General features: G+C 60.5%; 20 protein-coding genes. 3 read left to right on the top strand and 17 right to left on the bottom strand.

Going from position 1 to position 19,279, the window contains the following annotated elements:
* Nucleotides 1-72: 72 nt before the first annotated feature.
* Nucleotides 73-621 carry a sugar ABC transporter ATPase gene (locus AC07V9_RS10065; RefSeq protein WP_495015568.1) on the bottom strand — a complete coding sequence of 183 codons (549 nt, stop codon included), beginning with the start codon at nt 619-621 and terminating at the stop codon, nt 73-75.
* 86 nt (nt 622-707) lie between these two features.
* Nucleotides 708-1,493, bottom strand: coding sequence for a sulfite exporter TauE/SafE family protein (locus AC07V9_RS10060; RefSeq protein ID WP_495015567.1), 786 nt, complete (start codon nt 1,491-1,493; stop codon nt 708-710).
* A gap of 228 nt (nt 1,494-1,721) precedes the next feature.
* Between AC07V9_RS10060 and xseA the strand changes: the two genes are divergently transcribed.
* The 3 genes from xseA to leuA all read left to right on the top strand — a co-directional run bounded on the left by xseA (nt 1,722) and on the right by leuA (nt 6,090).
* Nucleotides 1,722-3,101: an exodeoxyribonuclease VII large subunit gene (gene xseA / locus AC07V9_RS10055; RefSeq protein ID WP_495015791.1), complete on the top strand. Its 1,380-nt coding sequence runs from the start codon at nt 1,722-1,724 to the stop codon at nt 3,099-3,101.
* Nucleotides 3,102-3,104: 3 nt separating this feature from the next.
* The gene (locus tag AC07V9_RS10050) at nt 3,105-3,947 is read left to right on the top strand and encodes a peptidoglycan DD-metalloendopeptidase family protein (protein WP_495015566.1); all 843 of its coding nucleotides are present in this window, start codon (nt 3,105-3,107) and stop codon (nt 3,945-3,947) included.
* Between the two features lie 457 nt (nt 3,948-4,404).
* Nucleotides 4,405-6,090, top strand: coding sequence for a 2-isopropylmalate synthase (leuA, locus tag AC07V9_RS10045; RefSeq protein ID WP_495015565.1), 1,686 nt, complete (start codon nt 4,405-4,407; stop codon nt 6,088-6,090).
* Nucleotides 6,091-6,269: 179 nt separating this feature from the next.
* On the opposite strand, the gene AC07V9_RS10040 is transcribed toward leuA, so the two are convergent.
* From AC07V9_RS10040 to fdx, 15 genes are all read right to left on the bottom strand, one after another.
* The gene (locus AC07V9_RS10040; protein WP_495015564.1) at nt 6,270-6,677 is read right to left on the bottom strand and encodes a hypothetical protein; all 408 of its coding nucleotides are present in this window, start codon (nt 6,675-6,677) and stop codon (nt 6,270-6,272) included.
* Between the two features lie 120 nt (nt 6,678-6,797).
* Nucleotides 6,798-7,244 carry a hypothetical protein gene (locus tag AC07V9_RS10035; RefSeq protein ID WP_495015563.1) on the bottom strand — a complete coding sequence of 149 codons (447 nt, stop codon included), beginning with the start codon at nt 7,242-7,244 and terminating at the stop codon, nt 6,798-6,800.
* A gap of 60 nt (nt 7,245-7,304) precedes the next feature.
* Nucleotides 7,305-8,096 carry an amidohydrolase gene (locus AC07V9_RS10030; protein WP_495015562.1) on the bottom strand — a complete coding sequence of 264 codons (792 nt, stop codon included), beginning with the start codon at nt 8,094-8,096 and terminating at the stop codon, nt 7,305-7,307.
* Entirely contained in the window at nt 8,084-9,232 is a 1,149-nt protein-coding gene (locus AC07V9_RS10025) for a pyridoxal phosphate-dependent aminotransferase (RefSeq protein WP_495015561.1), read from the bottom strand. The genes AC07V9_RS10030 and AC07V9_RS10025 overlap by 13 nt, the downstream gene beginning before the upstream one ends.
* 119 nt (nt 9,233-9,351) lie before the next feature.
* Nucleotides 9,352-10,821 (bottom strand): ribosome biogenesis GTPase Der, encoded by a 1,470-nt coding sequence (gene der, locus AC07V9_RS10020; RefSeq protein ID WP_495015560.1) that lies wholly within the window; start codon nt 10,819-10,821, stop codon nt 9,352-9,354.
* A 152-nt stretch (nt 10,822-10,973) separates the two neighbouring features.
* Nucleotides 10,974-12,125: an outer membrane protein assembly factor BamB gene (bamB, locus tag AC07V9_RS10015; RefSeq protein WP_495015559.1), complete on the bottom strand. Its 1,152-nt coding sequence runs from the start codon at nt 12,123-12,125 to the stop codon at nt 10,974-10,976.
* Nucleotides 12,118-12,759 (bottom strand): YfgM family protein, encoded by a 642-nt coding sequence (locus tag AC07V9_RS10010; RefSeq protein WP_495015558.1) that lies wholly within the window; start codon nt 12,757-12,759, stop codon nt 12,118-12,120. Before AC07V9_RS10010 ends, bamB begins: the two co-directional genes overlap by 8 nt.
* A gap of 45 nt (nt 12,760-12,804) precedes the next feature.
* Nucleotides 12,805-14,094, bottom strand: a complete 1,290-nt coding sequence (gene hisS, locus AC07V9_RS10005; RefSeq protein WP_495015557.1) for a histidine--tRNA ligase — start codon at nt 14,092-14,094, stop codon at nt 12,805-12,807.
* 21 nt (nt 14,095-14,115) lie between these two features.
* Entirely contained in the window at nt 14,116-15,225 is a 1,110-nt protein-coding gene (ispG, locus tag AC07V9_RS10000; protein WP_495015556.1) for a flavodoxin-dependent (E)-4-hydroxy-3-methylbut-2-enyl-diphosphate synthase, read from the bottom strand.
* A gap of 1 nt (nt 15,226) precedes the next feature.
* The gene (locus AC07V9_RS09995) at nt 15,227-16,222 is read right to left on the bottom strand and encodes a RodZ domain-containing protein (RefSeq protein WP_495015555.1); all 996 of its coding nucleotides are present in this window, start codon (nt 16,220-16,222) and stop codon (nt 15,227-15,229) included.
* Nucleotides 16,222-16,980: a type IV pilus biogenesis/stability protein PilW gene (gene pilW / locus AC07V9_RS09990; RefSeq protein ID WP_495015554.1), complete on the bottom strand. Its 759-nt coding sequence runs from the start codon at nt 16,978-16,980 to the stop codon at nt 16,222-16,224. Before pilW ends, AC07V9_RS09995 begins: the two co-directional genes overlap by 1 nt.
* Nucleotides 16,981-17,028: 48 nt before the next feature.
* Nucleotides 17,029-18,177, bottom strand: a complete 1,149-nt coding sequence (rlmN, locus tag AC07V9_RS09985; RefSeq protein WP_495015553.1) for a dual-specificity RNA methyltransferase RlmN — start codon at nt 18,175-18,177, stop codon at nt 17,029-17,031.
* A 27-nt stretch (nt 18,178-18,204) separates the two neighbouring features.
* The gene (ndk, locus tag AC07V9_RS09980; RefSeq protein ID WP_120125639.1) at nt 18,205-18,630 is read right to left on the bottom strand and encodes a nucleoside-diphosphate kinase; all 426 of its coding nucleotides are present in this window, start codon (nt 18,628-18,630) and stop codon (nt 18,205-18,207) included.
* Nucleotides 18,631-18,720: 90 nt separating this feature from the next.
* Entirely contained in the window at nt 18,721-18,921 is a 201-nt protein-coding gene (gene iscX / locus AC07V9_RS09975) for a Fe-S cluster assembly protein IscX (protein ID WP_495015552.1), read from the bottom strand.
* Between the two features lie 13 nt (nt 18,922-18,934).
* The gene (fdx, locus tag AC07V9_RS09970) at nt 18,935-19,276 is read right to left on the bottom strand and encodes an ISC system 2Fe-2S type ferredoxin (protein ID WP_495015551.1); all 342 of its coding nucleotides are present in this window, start codon (nt 19,274-19,276) and stop codon (nt 18,935-18,937) included.
* Nucleotides 19,277-19,279: the final 3 nt, after the last annotated feature.

Genomic DNA, 19,279 nt, shown 5'->3' with positions numbered 1-19,279 from the left:
CCTTGCTCAATGTAAAGATCAGCCTATTTGATAATCAACTTGATCGAGGCGTTCTATCGACGAGTATCGCATTTATAGCCGAACTTTGACGAAGGACACCGGGCGATCCAGACGTTCAGCGAACTCTTCCAGAAAGCTGGCTTTGAAGCCTGCGTCCAGCCAGTTGTTAAAGATGAACCCCAAATTGGAAAACCCGCAGGGATCAAGAAACAGAAAGCCGTTGATGTCGTCCTCGAAGCGGCATTCGGGGCAGATGAAGTTGTCTGTGTGCCTGGGCATCCACTCCTCCAGGCTGTCGAACAACGCTTCACCAATTTCCCGCCGACACTCGGGGCAACCGGCCTCCTCCTTGAAACCCTGCTGGGGCGTATAAATGCAGCGTTTGAGCACGATCTCCAGGCCATTGACCGGCTGGCCATACGGCAGCGCATCAGGGTTCTCGACAAAACGCCGTGCACCGGGGGCAATCGCGTAGGCCATGCGATTGAAGCTGCGCCCGCAAGTGGTCAGCGACTCTTCGACGACATCGAGCTTGACCAGCCAACGCAGAATCACCCGCGCCTTCGCCTCATGGGCGGGAAAGCTGGAGATCTGCGGGACGATGATGCTCTGGGTATTCATGACGGGCCTGCCTGACGCGTGATCGGGGGCGGCAGCTTAATGCCACCGCCGATGACGTCAAGTAGAGCCCTCAGCCCGCCAGACCGTCAACCGGCGAGGTAGCGACCGATCAGCGTGATGCCGCTGATCAGCACCATCCACGTCACCAGCCGCACGAACATCTCCCGCGACAGGCGCATCACCAGCCGCCGACCGACCCACGACCCCACCAGCATCGCGGGCAACAGGCACACGGCCATGACCATCAGCGAAACCTGCGCATACACCCCGGTGATCACGAACAGGCTCAGGCGCACGATGGTGCTGCAACTGATCAGCGCGTTCTGCGTGGCGCGTGCCTGCATCTTGTCAGTCAATCGGCCGTTGAGGTAGATCGCATAGAGAAACCCGCCGCTGCCGAACAAGGCGCCGAACAGCCCGCCCAGGGTGCCCATCGGAATCGACCATCCGGCAGACAACTGGGTCGGGCGCACTTTCACCGCCAGGCTGTAGATCGAATAGCCGATCAGGAATAGCCCCATCATTAATAGAAGGACATCGGATTTCAGGTTGAGCAGAAACAGCACGCCCAAGGCACAACCCACCGCCATGCACGGCACCATGCGCAACAGCTCGGCGCGCACCACCGATTGCCGCGAGGGCAGCAGATGACTGAAGGCCGCGAGGAAATCCAGCATCACCAGCAACGGGATGATCCGCGACAGCGGCATGAAGTGGATAAGCACAGGGCCTGCCACCAGCGCGGTGCCGAAGCCTGCGATGGCGAAGACCAGATAGGCGGCGATCACGCCGCCCTCGATGAACAGCCAGTCCAGCGGGGTCAACCCCAACTGATCGAAAACACCCGACAACTCGGCGAGGCTGGTGAGCATTGTGTCCTCCTTGGATAAGCGGCGGAGCACAGCATATCTCGAGAGTGCGTTATTGGAAGAAAAACCGATTCCTGTGGGGAGCGAATTCATCCGCGATGCGTGAGTACTGGCGACAGATATGTATGGGATGTACCTGCCTCTCGCGCATGAATTCGCTCCCACAGTTTGATCTGCGCACAGGTGTATTAATCTGGTGACCCACACCCCAATGCCTTTATCATGCCTGGCATGATCAAAGACCCCTTTGCAAGACTCGGCCTTGACCGGGAAGTCCTCACTGTCAGCCAGCTCAACGGCCGCGCGCGCGTGCTGCTGGAGGATGTGTTTTCCAGCATCTGGGTCGAGGGAGAGATTTCCAACCTGTCGCGCCCGGCGTCCGGCCACGTCTACTTCACCCTGAAGGACAGCGGCGCCCAGGTACGATGCGCGCTGTTTCGCAGCAATGCCGCGCGGGTCAGGCAGGCGCTCAAGGACGGCCTGGCGGTCAAGGTGCGGGGCAAGGTCTCGCTGTTCGAGGGTCGTGGCGATTACCAGCTGATCCTCGACACCGTGGAGCCTGCCGGTGATGGCGCGCTGCGTCTGGCTTTCGACGCGCTCAAAGAAAAGCTCAACGCCGAAGGGCTGTTCAGCGCCGAGCGCAAGGTCGCCCTGCCCTTGCATCCGCAACGCATCGGCATTGTCAGCTCACCCACCGGCGCGGTGATTCGCGACATCATCAGCGTGTTCCGCCGTCGTGCGCCACAGGTCGAACTGACGCTGATCCCCACTGCCGTGCAAGGCCGCGAGGCGATCAATCAGATCGTCCGTGCACTGAAGCTGGCGGACTCCCGAGGTTTCGATGCGCTGATTCTGGCCCGTGGCGGCGGCTCTCTGGAGGACCTCTGGTGCTTCAACGAAGAAGCCGTGGCCCGCGCCATCGATGCCTGCGTGACGCCCATCGTCAGCGCGGTCGGCCATGAAACCGATGTATCGATCAGTGACTTCGTCGCTGACGTGCGCGCCCCCACGCCTTCCGCTGCCGCCGAACTGCTCGCCCCCGATTCCAGCGACCTGCACCGCCGCGTCGAAAACCTGCAGCGCCGACTGGTCACGCGCATGCGCGACCGGCTGATGCGCGACCAGCTGCGTCTGGACGGCATTTCCCGCCGTCTGCGGCATCCGGGCGAACGTTTGCGCCAGCGCGCGCAACGTCTGGACGATCTGGACATGCGCCTGCGCCGGGCCTTCGAACAGTTGCTGCACAAACGTCAGGTGCGCATGAGCCACCTGGAAAGTCGGCTGGCAGCGCAACATCCCGGCCGCACACTGACGTTTCTCAAACAGCGTCTGGACGTGCTCGCCGAGCGCCTGCCCCGTGCGATCAAGGAGAACCTCAAGACCCGCCGCCTGCAATTGCAGAATCAGGTGCAGACGCTCAACGTGGTCAGCCCGCTGGCGACCCTCGGACGCGGTTACAGCATCCTGCTGGACGAGCGTGGCCGAGCGATTCGCGCCGCCGAACAGACCAAAACCGGCCAGCGCCTTACGGCAAAGCTGGCCGAGGGCGAACTGCAGGTGCGCGTCGAAGACAACCATCTGACGCCCGTCACCCTTTCCCTTCTGGATTGATCGATGCTGCCTTTTATCTCCCGTTCTCTGGCTGGGGCCGCGCTGGCCATGTGTCTGGCGCTTCCGGCCCATGCCGACAGTTACCTTTCTCGCCTGCTGAACAAGCCGGTGCCAGGCGGCGTTGCCGTAGTGGACCTGGGCCCTGCCGCCCAGGCGCCCAAAGCCACGTGGCAAGGCAAACCGGTGCTAGTGGTCAAGGATCAGGACGCGCGCTGGCAGGCCATCGTCGGCATTGCGCTGACCATCAAACCAGGCTCGTCGCAGCAGGTGAACAGCGGTGGTCGCAATCTGCCGTTCACGGTGGGGAGCAAGAAATACCCTGAGCAGCACATCACCCTGAAGAATCAGCGCCAGGTCAATCCGAACCCGGACGACCTCAAGCGCATCGAGCAGGAACTGGACGTGCAGGTCCGCGCCTATCGCACTTTCAGCCCGGTGACGCCGAGCAATCTGCTGCTGGACAAACCCGTGGACGGACCGCTGTCGAGCAAGTTTGGCGTGCGTCGCTTCTTCAATGGTGAAGAGCGCAACCCTCACGCGGGTCTGGACTTCGCGGTGCCTGCGGGGACACCGATCAAGTCGCCTGCGGCGGGCAAGGTCATCCTGATCGGCAATTACTTCTTCAATGGCAACACGGTGTTCGTCGACCACGGTCAAGGCTTCATCAGCATGTTCTGCCACATGTCGAAGATCGACGTAAAAGTCGGCGACGCCGTGCCCCGTGGCGGCGTGGTGGGTCGTGTGGGTTCGACCGGTCGGGCAACCGGGCCGCACATGCACTGGAACGTGAGTTTGAATGATGCCCGGGTGGATCCTGCGATCTTTATCAATGCGTTTCAGCCTTAACGCCACCCGAGTGACTCAATTCTGTAAGCGCTCCACAACCTGTAGGAGCGCGCTAGCCCGCGATAGCAATCTGTCTGGCACCCTGGAGTCCGAATGACACACCGCAATCGCGGGCAAGCGCGCTCCTACAATGATCCTGTGCGCGGTCTGAAAAAGCCCGGCAATAAAATCTCGCAAAAATCTACAAAACTGCTTAAAAAAAGCTGAAAGCCCCTCTTTTCCAATACTTCTCCCAATTTTTTCCAACTGCTTGCCAGCTTTCACCCTATTGGTTACGGTTGGACACATGAAAACGCCTCAAACCCTCATCCTGCTGCGTCAACATCGCTGCCTCAGCCTCGTCAGTGCGCGACTGCCAGGCACAATCGCGCTGCCTCGACGCAATACCTGTGCTGCATTTTCGTAACAACCGGCTGGCCGCCATCTCTCGGCCCTGCGTACAACAAGGATTATTCACATGACCATGCTCAAAGATCCCTCGAAGAAGTACCGCGCATTTCCCGTCATCGACCTGCCTGATCGCACCTGGCCTTCCAAGACCATTACGCAAGTGCCGATCTGGTGCAGCTCCGACCTGCGCGACGGTAACCAATCGCTGATCGAGCCTATGGATTCGGTCAAGAAACTGCGCTTCTGGAAAACCCTGGTGCAAGTGGGCGTGAAGGAAATCGAAGCCTCGTTCCCGGCAGCCTCGCAGACCGACTTCGATTTCGTGCGCACCCTGATCGAAGACGGCCACATCCCGGACGACACCACCATTCAGGTGCTGACCCAAGGCCGTGAAGACCTGATCGCACGCACGTTCGAATCCCTGCGCGGTGCCAAGAAAGCCATCGTTCACCTGTACAACGCGACCTCGCCGTCCTTCCGCCGCATCGTCTTCAACCAGGACAAAGACGGCATCAAGGCCATCGCGGTCAATGCTGCCAAGCTGTTCGTCAAATACGCCGCCCAGCAGCCGGAAACCCAGTGGCAGTTCGAGTACTCGCCTGAAACCTTCAGTGCCACCGAACTGGAGTTCGCCAAGGAAGTCTGCGACGCCGTTGTAGAAGTGTGGAACGCCACGCCGCAGAACAAGGTGATCCTCAACCTGCCGGCCACCGTTGAAGTCGCTACCCCGAACATCTACGCCGACCAGATCGAGTGGTTCTGCCGCAACATCAACCGTCGCGACAGCGTGATCATCAGCCTGCACACCCATAACGACCGTGGCACGGGCGTTGCCGCTACCGAGCTGGGCTTGATGGCTGGTGCAGACCGCGTCGAAGGTTGCCTGTTTGGCAACGGCGAGCGCACCGGTAACGTCGATCTGGTGACTGTTGCCCTCAACATGTACACCCAGGGTCTGAACCCGCAGCTGGACTTTTCCGACATCGACGGCGTGCGCAAGGTCGTGGAAGAGTGCAACCAGATCCCGGTTCACCCACGTCACCCGTACGTCGGCGACCTGGTTCACACCGCGTTCTCCGGCTCGCACCAGGACGCCATTCGCAAAGGTTTCACCCAGCAGAAAGACGATGCGCTGTGGGAAGTGCCGTACCTGCCGATCGACCCGGCAGACATCGGCCGCAGCTACGAAGCGGTGATCCGTGTGAACAGCCAGTCCGGCAAAGGTGGCATTACCTACCTGCTGGAACAGGAATACGGCATCTCGCTGCCGCGTCGCATGCAGATCGAGTTCAGTCAGGTGGTTCAGGGCGAAACCGACCGCCTGGGCCTGGAAATGACCGCCCAGCAGATCTATACGCTGTTCAAGAATGAATACCTGCAAGCCAACAAGCCATACGCACTGGTCAGCCATCGTCTGCAGGAAGAAAACGGCCACAGTGCCGTGGAAGTCGAAGTCACCGCTAAAGGCGACGGCGAGAGCAACCTGCACTGGAAAGGTCGTGGCAATGGCGCGCTGGAAGCCCTGGTCGCCGGGCTGCCGGTGAAGGCAGAGATCATGGACTACAACGAACACGCCATCGGCGCAGGCACCACGGCCAAGGCCGCTGCCTATATCGAGCTGCGCGTGAACGGTGATCGTGCAGTGCATGGCGTGGGTATCGATGAAAACATCACCACCGCCAGCTTCAAGGCCCTGTTCAGCGCGTTGAACCGTGGTCTGATTCAAGCTGAGACGGCTGCTAAAGCTGCATAACGCATCAGCCCCTGTGGGAGCGAATTCATTCGCGAGGGGTCGGTACATCCGAAAGATATTTTTCGGATGTACCGCCGTATCGCGAATGAATTCGCTCCCACAGTTGATAGATTCCGGGCAGACACAAAAAAGGCCCTGAAGCAAACGCTTCAGGGCCTTTTTCGTGAATTGTTGTCTGATCAGGCGGTGGTGCTGACCGAGCCTTTCATCAGCTCAAGCAGTGCAGCTTGCTGGGCTGCCATTTGTGCCACGGTGCCGGAAATCTGTTGTTGAATCGCCATGACTTGCGCAGCCTTCTCTTGCTCTGGCGCTTTGCTTGCCTGGGCTGCTGCAAGTTGCTGCTGTTGTTGTTCCAATATCTTCTGGGTTTGCTTGATCTGCTCTTGAAGCTGCTTGATCAACTGCTCGCGAGTCGTGGCCGTTTCCGCACTACTGGCACTACCGGCAGCCTTCGGCGGCTCGTAAACATTGCCCCGCAGATTGACGTCGACAGTGGTCGCCTCACTCTTGGTGGATTCGTCATTTCTGACAGCTGTCGTGAAGACGCTGGAGTAGGCACTCAACGAACTCGTATTGATAGTGGTCATGTTGAACTCCTTGTTAGTGCCTTTGTATCGGCCGGCTTACAAAGAACTGAAGCTCATCATGTGGCGCCCACGAAAACGCCCCACGGCGCAGGCCATGGAGCGTTGTTCAGGATCAGGGGATCAGGCGGTTGTGTTGATGCTGCCGGACTTCTGCAGCTGCGCCAGTGCCGCTTCCTGCGTGGACAGGGTCGCGGTGGTGGTCGATATCTGGCCCTGAATGGCCATGGCGCGCTGGGCCTTTTCTTCGTCCGAGCCGCCGCCCGCTTGAGCAGCAGCCAGTTGCTGCTCCTGCTCTTGCAGTTGCTTCTGGGTTTCCTTGATCTGCTGCTCGAGCTTCTCGATGGCCTGCTCGCTCTCGCTGGATGAGCTGGAGCTGGAGCTGCCGTCTGCGCCGCCCGCACCACTCGCGCCGCCAGCCGCGGTCTTTTCCGAGGCAGCCGAGGCGGCATCAGTTGCAGCGGTAGTGGATTTATCGCTGTCGGCGCTGGTGGCTGTGGTGTCTTTCTTGATCGCGACCGTGAAGGCGCTGGAATAGGAACTGAGCGAGGATGTGCTGATGCTGGTCATTGCGGATCTCCTGTTTAGGTTGCCACGCTATCGACCGCACACCCCGCCAACTCCATGACTTTAGTGTATCTCGAATGTATCAGCGTCGAGATATGCCGGGAATTTCTGGCGGTACGCCGCAAGACTTTCGGCAGACAGGCTGACATGAAACACGCCGTCGGCCTCACCGATGTTCAGCAGGCTTTCACCCTGGAAATCCAGCACCTGGCTGTCGCCGGTATACGCAGCACCCTTGCCGTCGACACCCACGCGATTGACCGCCGCCACGTAGCACAGGTTTTCGATGGCCCGCGCAGGCAACAACCGGTTCCAATGCAGACGACGGGCCCCGGGCCAGTTGGCGGTGTAGAGCAACAGATCGGTGTCCTGAGCGCCTCGGCTCCAGACCGGGAAGCGCAGGTCGTAGCAGATCAGCGGGCGAATCCGCCACCCCTTGAGTTCGAACTGCACCTGACGCTCGCCAGGGCTGTAGTGCTCGTGCTCGCCAGCCATGCGGAACAAGTGACGCTTGTCATAGTGCAGCAGCTCGCCGTCAGGCCGCGCCCACAGCAGGCGATTGCGATGACTGCCGTCGGCTGCTCGAATGATTACGCTGCCGGTTACCACCGCATTGAGGCGTTTTGCCTGACTCAGCAACCACTTCGACGTGACGCCGTTTTCTGGCTCGGCCAAGGTTTCGGAATCCATGGAAAAGCCCGTGGTGAACATCTCCGGCAGGATGACCAAATCAGCGCCCTCGGCCTGGGAGAGCAACTCTTCGAAGTGCGCATGGTTAGCCTGGCGGTCGTGCCAGACCAGCGTGGTCTGCACCAGCGCGACGTTCAGGTTCGGAAGTTGACTCAAATCGCGCATAGTTTTTCCGCTGCCAGACGCAACGTTTCCTCTCGCTTTGGAAAGCACAGGCGAATCAGGCGCTGACCTTCGGGTGGGTTGTGGTAAAACACCGACGGCGGAATGCTCGCAACGCCATGTTCGCGAGTCATCCACAGGGACATCTCGACGTCGTTGAGGTCCGGGCGGATCGCCGAGTAATCGACCAACTGGAAGTAGGTCCCCGCCGCACGCCTGAAGGTGAAACGCGAGCTTTCCAGACGATCACAGAAAAAGTCGCGCTTGGCCTGATAGAACGCAGGCAGTTCTTCGACGTGCTCAGGGCAGGCCGCCATGAAATCGGCCAGTGCCCATTGCAGCGGCGTGACGCCACAGAAACCGACGAACTGGTGGATCTTGCGCATCTCGGCGGTCAGCGCGGGCGGCGCGACGAGGTAGCCGGTTTTCCAGCCGGTGACGTGATAGGTCTTGCCGAACGAGCTGACCACGAAGGCGCGCTCGTAAAGTTCTTCGTGGGCCAGGACGCTGGCGTGCTTCACGCCGTCGAACACCAGGTGTTCGTACACTTCGTCGCTGACCAGATAGATGTCGCGGTCGCGAATCAGCGCGGCCAGTTGATCCAGCTCGCCACGGGTGATCAACGCGCCGCTGGGATTGTGCGGCGTATTGATGATGATCATGCGGGTCTTGGGGCTCAGGGCTGCACTGAGTTTCTCCCAGTCGATGGAGAACTCGCCGTCCTTGAGTTGCACATGCACGCAGCGACCGCCGGCCAGTTCCACCGATGGCTCGTAGCTGTCGTAGCTGGGGTCGAAAACGATGACTTCATCGCCCGCGCGAACAACGGTCTGGATCGCACAGAAGATCGCGTGGGTTGCCCCCGGCGTGATCGTGACTTCAGTGTCGACGTTGACCTGACGGCCGTAGGAACGGGCGATTTTCGCTGCCACCTGCTGTCGCAATGCGGGCAGCCCGGCCATGGGCGCGTACTGGTTATGGCCGTCCATGGTGTGACGGCAAAGGGCCTCGCGCAGCGCGTCGGGCCCGTCGAAATCAGGAAAACCCTGAGAAAGGTTGATCGCCCCGGTTTCGGCTGCAAGCTGGGACATCACGGTAAAAATGGTGGTGCCAACGTTCGGCAATTTACTGGTGATCATGGGGTTTTCCTGCTCCACACCCGGCTCCAGAACGGCACGGGAACCCGCAGGATAGCCCAGACAGGCGCCACAAAAAAAGGCGCCATTGGCGCCTTTTTCGAAGAAAGTCCGTTACCCAATCAGCGCTTGTCCTTGCGCTTCTTCTCGGCTTTCTTGTGGTGCGACATCAAGCGCCGCTTCTTGTTGACCTGACGGTCAGTAAGCGTGTTCTTGTTGCCTTCGTACGGGTTGTCGCCGCCTTTGAACTCGATGCGGATCGGCGTACCGACCAGCTTGAGCACGCGTCGGTAGGTGTTCTCCAGATAGCGGACATAGGACTTCGGCACTTTCTCGACCTGGTTGCCGTGGATCACGATCAGCGGCGGGTTCGCACCACCCAGGTGAGCGTAACGCAGCTTGATCCGGCGGCTGTTGACCATCGGCGGCTGGTGCTCGCTGACGGCGTCTTCGAGGATCTGGGTCAGGCGGCTGGTCGGCCAGCGGGTGACTGCCGACTTGAACGAGTTCTGCACCGACTGGTACAGGTTACCGACGCCGGTGCCGTGCAGCGCGGAGATGAAGTGAATGTCGGCGAAGTCGACGAAAAACAGTCGGCGCTGCAATTCAGTCTTCACGTATTCACGTTCGCTCGGCTCCATGCCGTCCCATTTGTTCAGGGCGATGACCAAGGCACGACCTGCTTCCAGAGCGAAGCCCAGCAGGTTGAGATCGTGGTCGACCACGCCTTCGCGGGCGTCCATCACGAAGATCACCACGTTGGCGTCTTTGATCGCCTGCAGGGTTTTCACCACCGAGAACTTTTCGACTTCCTCGTGGATCTTGCCGCGCTTACGGACACCGGCGGTGTCGATCAGCGTGTACTTTTCCTCGTTGCGTTCGAACGGGATGTAGATGCTGTCGCGGGTGGTGCCGGGCTGGTCGTAGACGATCACGCGGTCTTCGCCGAGCATGCGGTTGACCAGCGTCGACTTGCCGACGTTGGGACGACCGATGATGGCGATCTTGATGCCGTCTTTCTCGCTCGGGCCAGGAATGCGCTTGGCTTCTTCGCCTTCAGCGACGTCTTCCTCTTCGCCCTCTTCAACTTCGTCGGCGTCTTTCGGGAATTCGCGCAGGGCGATGTCCAGCATCTGCGTGATGCCACGGCCGTGAGCTCCGGCGATCGGGATCGCATCGCCCATGCCCAGCGGGGCGAACTCGGCGCGAGCCATGTCAGGGTCGATGTTGTCGACCTTGTTGGCGATCACGTACGAGGTCTTGTTGCGCTTGCGCAGGTGCTCGCCAATCATCTGGTCGGCCGCAGTGAAACCGGCCTTGGCGTCTACCAGGAACAGAACGACGTCGGCTTCTTCGATGGCCAGCAGCGACTGCTCTGCCATCTTTTCGTCCATGCCGTGCTCGTCGCCGGAGATACCGCCGGTGTCGATCACGATGTAGGTGCGCCCTTGCCATTTGGCCTCGCCATACTGGCGATCACGGGTCAGACCGGACAGGTCGCCGACGATAGCGTCGCGACTTCGGGTCAGGCGGTTGAACAAGGTGGACTTGCCGACGTTCGGTCGACCCACCAAGGCGATTACGGGAACCATGCGGCTCTCCACTTCGTTATTTCAGAAAATACAAAAGCCGCTGCAAGGCAGCGGCCGGAGTTCGGAGCGGCACATAAATCGCCGCAAGCCCCGTCAGTGCGGGGTCGCCAGAGGAAAGCCGGCACGCCAGCCTCCTCTAGCATAGACAGCCACTACTTGATCGTCAGGGCTTCCAGCTTGCCGCTGTTGCCGAAGACGTAAATGGTGTTGCCCGAGACCAACGGACGAGCGCGCAGGCCGTCGCTGTCGATCTTTTCACGGCCGACGAAGTGACCGTCGACCTGGCTGAGCAGGTGCAGATAGCCTTCCATGTCACCGACTGCCACGTAGCTGGAGAACACCTCAGGCGAACCCAGTTGACGACGGGCCAGTGAGTCATTGCTCCACAGCGCAGTGGACGAACGCTCATCGACGCCTTCAACGGTGCCGCTGGCCAGCGACACATAGACGCTGCCGAAGCCCTGGGCGACGCCCGAGTAGCTCGACGCATCACGCTGCCACAGAATGCGACCGCTCTGCAGCTCCAGGCCCGCAACGCGGCCCTGATAGGTCGCCACGTACAGCGTGCTGCCCGACAGCAGCAGACCGCCGTCGATGTCGACCACACGATCCAGCTCGGAGCGACCTTGTGGAATCGCAACCCGCTGCTCCCACACAGGAACGCCGTTGGAGGTGTCCAGCGCCACGACCTTGCCGGTCGACAGGCCGGCAACAGCCAGTTGACCTGCAACGATCGGCGCGCCAGTGCCACGCAGCGTCAGCACCGCAGGACTGCTCTCGTAGATCCAGCGCTGGTTGCCGGTGGCGGCGTCGTAACCGATGACACGGTCATCCTGGGTCTGGGCAACGACCACATCACCGTTGGTGGCTGGCGCGGACAGCACTTCGCTGGTCGCCTTGGCCTTCCACTTCTGCTCGCCCGTGGCTTCGTCGAGGACGATCACTTCGCCGCGCAGGGTGCCGAGCATGACCATACCGGAGCCGACACCGACAGCGCCGGAAACAGGCTGCTCGATCTCTTTCTTCCAGACCAAGTCACCGTTGCTGCGGTTGATCGCCATGACCAGACCGCTGGCGTCGGCGGCGTAGATGTTCTCGCCGTCGATGGCCGGGACCAGCATGTTGTAGATGTCGCCCTGGCCGTCACCGACCGAGCGGCTCCACAGCTTCTGCAGGGTCACTTCTTCTTTGAAGTCGACCAGCTCCGCCGGAGGCAATTCCTTTTTGCTGTTGCTGCTGCAACCCGCGGCCAGAACGGCCAGAGCCAGCAATGCTGCATGTTTCCAACGAATCACGTCACGCATCCCCTTTCGCCAGATCGTCGAGCTTCATTTGCAGACCACCGACCGCCGATTGCTCGGACAGCGCAGCCTTGGCTTTCTTGTATGCAGCATAAGCATCATCGGTACGACCCAGCTGAACCAGCAGGTCGCCACGCAGCTCTTCACGGCTGGCTTCGAACGACTTGTCGACCTGACCGTCGAGCAGCTTCAGGGCGTCTTCGGCCTTGTTCTGCGCCGCGAGCACGCGAGCCAGACGCTGACGGGCGATTTCGCCCAGCGTCGGGTTGACGGGCTTGTCGCTGACGGCCTTGAGCTCGCTTGCTGCGTCGTCCAGCTTGCCGGTATCGACCGCGACCTTGGCCACGAACAGGCTGCCGTACTGGGCGTAGGCTGTGCCACCGAAATCGCTTTTCAGCTTGCCGGCGATCTGCGCGACCTGACCGGCATCGGCCTGGCCGCTCGGCGTCAGTGCCGTTTCCAGTAATTGCTGATACAGCGCCGAAGCACCTTGTGCCTGGTTGTTCTGATAGCGATGCCAGGCTTGCCAGCCCAACACCACGATCACCGCGAGCAGACCGCCGGTGACCAGGGGCTTGCCGTTACGCTGCCACCAGTCCTTTACCGCCGCCAGCTGTTCATCATCGGTACTCGACACCCCAATACTCCTATTCGCTTTCGCTAAATCGCTTGTTATTCAGCTTCAACCCTGCTGGATGCAGGCGGCCAGGTGCTCGGACAGAGCATCCCAGGCAATGTTTTGTTGTTCGCCCTGACCGCGCAGAGGCTTGACGCCCACTTCCTTGCGAGCCAGTTCTTCATCGCCAAGAATCAGCGTGTACAGCGCGCCGCTCTTGTCGGCCTTCTTGAACTGGCTCTTGAAGCTGCCAGCTCCGGCGTTGACCTGCAGGCGCAGCTTCGGCAACTGATCGCGCAGACGCTCGGACAACGCCAGCGCTGCGAGCTCGGCCGCCTCGCCAAAGGCACAGACGTACACGTCGATGGTGCGCGAGATCTCTTCCGGGACCTGTTCCAGGGTTTCCAGCAGCAGCACCAGACGCTCGATGCCCATGGCAAAACCGACGCCAGTGGTGGGCTTGCCGCCCATCTGCTCGACCAGACCGTCGTAACGACCGCCCGCGCAGACAGTGCCCTGGGCCCCCAGCTGATCGGTGACCCATTCGAAAACGGTCTTGCTGTAGTAATCCAGGCCACGAACCAGTTTCGGGTTGATCAGGTAAGGAATGCCCGCCGCGTCCAGACGCGCCTTCAGGCCTTCGAAGTGAACCCGGGACTCTTCGTCCAGGTAGTCGGCCAGCTTCGGCGCATCGACCAGCACGGCTTGGGTTTCAGGGTGCTTGGTGTCGAGTACGCGCAGCGGGTTGGTCTTCAGACGGCGCTGGCTGTCTTCGTCCAGTTGCTCGTGACGCGCCGAGAGGTACTCGACCAGCGCTTCGCGGTAGCGGCCACGGGCTTCACTGGTGCCCAGGCTGTTGAGTTCCAGCTTGACCGCGTTGCGGATACCCAGCAGGCCCCACAGGCGCCACGTCAGCACGATCAGCTCGGCATCGATATCCGGACCGTCGAGGTTGAACACTTCGCAGCCGATCTGGTGAAACTGGCGATAACGGCCCTTTTGCGGACGCTCGTGACGGAACATCGGGCCGATGTACCAGAGTTTCTGCACCTGGCCACCGCCAGTGATGCCGTGCTCCAGCACCGCGCGCACGCAGGCCGCCGTGCCTTCAGGGCGCAGGGTCAGCGAATCGCCGTTGCGGTCAGCGAAGGTGTACATCTCTTTCTCGACGATGTCGGTGACTTCGCCGATGGAGCGTTTGAACAGGTCGGTGAACTCGACGATCGGCATGCGGATCTGGCGATAACCGTAGTTATCCAGCAGACCCGATACGGTGCCTTCGAAATAGCGCCACAGCGGCGTCTGGTCCGGCAGGATGTCGTTCATGCCACGAATGGCTTGCAGGGACTTACTCACAAAAATTCCTTGGAAACTGGGTTAGCCGCGAACGATCAGCGCTGCGTCGGCCTGGACCTTTTCGGCCGCTTTCTCGCGGATCAGGCGTTCAAGCTCGTCCACAAGATTGTCATTGGTCAGCTTTTGCGACGGCTTGCCATCGATGTAGATCAAATTCGGCGTGCCGCCCGTCAGGCCGATATGGGCCTCCTTGGCTTCACCCGGACCGTTCACCACACAACCGATCACCGCCACATCCAGCGGGACCAGTAGGTCTTCAAGGCGCCCTTCCAGCTCGTTCATGGTCTTGACTACATCGAAGTTCTGCCGCGAGCAGCTCGGGCAGGCGATGAAGTTGATACCACGGGAACGCAGGTGCAGCGACTTGAGGATGTCGTAGCCGACTTTCACTTCTTCCACAGGATCGGCGGCCAGCGAGATACGGATGGTGTCGCCGATTCCTTCGGCCAGCAGCATACCTAGGCCGACGGCCGATTTCACTGTGCCTGAACGCAAACCACCGGCTTCGGTGATGCCAAGGTGCAGGGGTTGGACGATTTCCTTGGCCAGCAGACGGTACGCTTCAACAGCCATGAAGACGTCGGAAGCCTTTACGCTGACCTTGAAGTCCTGGAAATTCAGGCGTTCGAGGTGCTCGACGTGGCGCAGGGCCGACTCCACCAGGGCTGCCGGAGTGGGTTCGCCGTACTTCTTCTGCAGGTCCTTTTCCAGGGAACCGGCGTTGACGCCGATGCGGATCGGGATACCGCGATCACGGGCGGCATCGACCACGGCACGCACACGGTCTTCGCGACCGATGTTGCCCGGGTTGATGCGCAGGCAGTCGACGCCCAGCTCGGCCACGCGCAGCGCGATCCGGTAGTCGAAATGAATGTCCGCAACCAGAGGCACCTTGACCAGTTGCTTGATGCGACCGAAGGCTTCGGCGGCGTCCATATCGGGAACGGAGACGCGAACGATGTCCACGCCCGCCGCTTCCAGACGATTGATCTGGGCGACCGTGGCGGCGACATCGTTGGTGTCGCTGTTGGTCATGCTCTGTACTGCGATCGGCGCATCACCACCGACTGGCACGGAGCCGACCCAGATTTTGCGCGATACGCGACGTTTGATCGGAGATTCGCCGTGCATGTTATTGCCCCAGCTTCATGCGAGCCGTCTGGCCCGAGGTAAAGGGTGTGACATCGACTGGCTGGCCGTTGTAGCTGACCTGCGCGGCACGGGCAACGCCCAGGCGCACGGCCAGAGGCGGCTTGCCGCTGACGTCGACGCTGTCGTTGGCGCGTTTGAGACCGCTGGTCAGCACCTTGCCATTGGCATCGGTGACCTGGAACCAGCAATCGGCCGTGAACTGGATCTGCACGCGGCCGAAACCGGCAGGCACCGGCGCGGCTTCAGTCGACGCTGGCGTCTGGGCAGGCGCTGGCGCAGGCACGGCGGCCGTGGCCGGCGCCGTCGGGGCTGGCGCGGTATGTGCGGGGGCGGCTGGCGCAACCGGAGCGGTCGTCACTGGCGCAGGCGTGACAGGCGCTGCCGAAGTAGTCGACGCAGGCGAAGCAGGCTCGGCGTTGTTCAGCGGCAACGGCGCGGTATTGTTCTGGCCTTGGGCAGCCTGGTCTTCCGGCTCGTCCAGCGGGTGAATCTGAGTGGTGCCGTCGGCGCTTTCGACTTCGACATGTTCCATGGCCAGGCCGGTCGGCTCTTTGCCACGCAGGGTCGACTGATCCTGCCACCACACAAAACCGCCGCCAATCAACGCGACCAGCAGCAACAGGCTGACGATGCGCAAAATGTTATGAGACAGGCGCACAGGCTCTTCGATGCGGCCCAGGGCGTGGACGTTGCTGCCCTTGCCGTCGGTGCCAGTGTACTGGTCGAACTGGGCCACCAGCGCGGTCTGGTCCAGGCCCATCAGTTTGGCGTAGGCACGGATGTAGCCCCGGGCGAAGGTATGGCCCGGCAGCTTGTCAAAATCGCCCGATTCCACATACCCCAGGGAGGTCGCGGTGAGGTTCAGCCTCAGAGCCACATCTGGCAGCGTCCAGTTTTTACTCTCGCGAGCCTGGCGCAACGTTTCACCGGGGTTCGTGCGAGTGGCTGCTACAACTTCGGGATGCGCCGCTTTCATCATTGCTCCGACAGGTATTGCTGATATTCCGGCGTACCGGGATAGAGTCTTTTTAGTTGCAGGCCATAACTGGCTGCCTTGTTGCGATCGTCATAGATTTTCGCCAGTCGCGTACCCAGCAGCAGGCTGCGGGCGTTCTGCTCACTCAACTGACTGAAACGGTCGTAAAAGTCACGCGCCGGCACATAATGCCTGTCTTCGTAAGACAACTCAGCCATTTCCAGCAACGCGCGTGGCTGTTGGCGATCGAGGCGCAGGGCCTTGTCGAAATGCTCACGTGCCACGTCGCGGTTGCCGAGCATCAATGCAGTCATGCCCAGGTTTTCGAAAACCCGGGCACGTTCGGCGTAGAGATTATCATTGGCTGCCTGCTGAAAGCGCTCGTAAGCATCCTTGTAGCGCTTCTGCTGGTAGAGAAAACTGCCGTAGTTATTCAGGATTCGGGCATCTTTGGAGCGGGCGGACAGCGCCTTGCGGTAGTACTGGTCGGCCAACTCAGGTTCTGCCTCTGTCTGGAAGACCAGCGCCAGCGCAGCATTGGCATCGGCGTCGGAACTGTCCAGTTCCAGCGCCTTTTTCAGTGGCGCCTTGGCGCGCTCGGTCTGGCCCTGTTGCAGGTAGCCCAGGCCCAGTTGCACATAAGCCTGACGAGCTTCTTCACGCCCCTTGCCGGTGCTCAGCGGATTGACGTTGCCGGTGGACACACAACCCGCCAGCAACGTGGCAAAACACAGCAGCAGCGCAGCGCGCAGGAACATAGAGATCCTCTCAGTCAAATTCGCAGTCATTTGCGAGTCGCAAGGACTTCAGCCGCGAGCCGCAGCGACCTGAGCCCCTTCGGTCTCGGCACTGAGTTCACGTACAGCGATGTAGCGTTCGCTGCGGCGAGTGCGGTCCATTACCTGCCCGACCAACTGGCCGCAGGCAGCATCGATGTCCTCACCGCGCGTGGTGCGCACGGTGACGTTAAAACCGGCCTGATGCAACAGATCCTGGAAACGGCGAATCGCGTTGTTGCTCGGACGCTCGTAGCCCGAATGGGGGAACGGGTTGAACGGGATCAGGTTGATTTTGCACGGGGTGTCCTTGAGTAGCTCGATCATCTCGACAGCGTGCTCGGGACGATCGTTGATGTCCTTGAGCAATGTGTACTCGATGGTCAGGACACGCTTCTCGCCCAGCGCCGACATGTAGTTGCGGCAGGATTCGAGGAGCATCTTGAGCGGGTATTTCTTGTTGATCGGTACCAGCTGGTTGCGCAGCGCGTCGTTGGGCGCGTGCAGCGACAGGGCCAGGGAGACGTCGATGTGCTGGGCCAGCACGTCGATCATCGGTACCACGCCTGAGGTGGACAGGGTCACCCGGCGTTTGGAGATGCCATAGCCGAAGTCGTCCATCATCAGACGCATGGCCGCAATGACATTGTCGAAGTTCAGCAATGGCTCGCCCATGCCCATCATCACTACGTTGGTGATGGCACGGTCGACGGTTGCCGGGACACTGCCGAAAGATTTGTTGGCAATCCACACCTGGCCGATGACTTCGGCGGCGGTGAGGTTGCTGTTGAAGCCTTGCTTGCCGGTAGAGCAGAAACTGCAATCCAGCGCGCAGCCCGCCTGGGAAGAGACACACAAGGTGCCGCGCTTGCCCTGGGGGATGTAGACGGTCTCGACGCAGCTGCCGGACGACACGCGCACGACCCATTTACGGGTTCCGTCGCTGGAGATGTCCTCGCTGACGACCTCAGGACCGCGAATTTCGGCATGGCGCTCGAGCTTTTCGCGCAGCGCCTTGCCGACGTTCGTCATGGCCTCGAAATTATCGACGCCATAGTGGTGAATCCACTTCATGACCTGACCGGCGCGGAAGCGTTTCTCCCCGATGGACTCGAAGAATTTTTCCATTTCCGGCTGGGTCAGACCCAGCAGGTTGATTTTGCCAGTTGTGTCAGTCATGGATTCACCCTCACTCGCAGCGGCAGCTTAGCGAGTGGTTACCTCGGTAGCAGCGAAGAAGTAAGCGATTTCGCGAGCAGCAGCGGCTTCGGAGTCAGAACCGTGGACGGCGTTGGCGTCGATGGATTCGGCGAAGTCAGCACGGATGGTGCCGGCAGCAGCTTCTTTAGGGTTGGTAGCGCCCATCAGTTCGCGGTTTTTCAGGATGGCGTTCTCGCCTTCCAGAACCTGAACCACAACCGGACCGGAAGTCATGAAAGCAACCAGGTCACCGAAGAAACCACGAGCGCTGTGCTCAGCGTAGAAGCCTTCGGCCTCGGCCTTGGACAGTTGCTTCAGTTTCGAAGCCACGACACGCAGACCGGCTTTTTCGAAGCGGGTGGTGATCTCGCCGATTACGTTTTTAGCAACGGCATCAGGCTTGATAATCGAGAAAGTACGTTGAACAGCCATGGTGTAACTCCAGAAACGGTGATTATTGCGAAAAATTAAACCCGCGAATTATACGCGGGTTCTGGTGTATTGCCTAACGTGCAGAGATGATCAGTCTATTTCAGCGGCCCAAAGGGTCTGGACCGCTTCCAGCACCTTTTCGCCGACCCGACCGGACGTGTCGTCGAAATCGGGCAACTGCCGGATCATCTGCTGCAGTTTGACGAACCCTACCGAGTACGGATCGAGCCCCGGATGGGCCTCGGCCAGTTCTTCGGCAATGCGTTGTACGTCATTCCAACCGTAGCTCATGACAATCCCTCAGTCAGTGCGGCGCTTCGGCTGCATGGTTAAGCGAATATTTCGGAATCTCGACGGTCAGGTCTTCGGTGCCGACCTTGGCCTGGCAGGCCAGGCGCGAAGTCGATTCCAGACCCCACGCACGATCAAGGTAGTCCTCTTCCAGCTCGTCGGCCTCCTCCAGCGAGTTGAAACCCTCGCGAATGATGCAGTGACAGGTGGTGCAGGCGCAGACGCCGCCGCAGGCGCTTTCCATCTCAATGTGGTGCTCGTGGGCCAGCTCGAGGATCGATATGCCGGGCTCGGCCTCGACCACCAACCCGTCCGGGCAGAATTCCTTGTGGGGCAGAAAAATCACCTGCGGCATCAG

Source organism: Pseudomonas sp. GW821-FHT02A11 (assembly GCF_059421985.1).
Note: the sequence above shows the minus strand (reverse complement) of the source record. Positions and strands in the feature narration are given on the sequence as shown.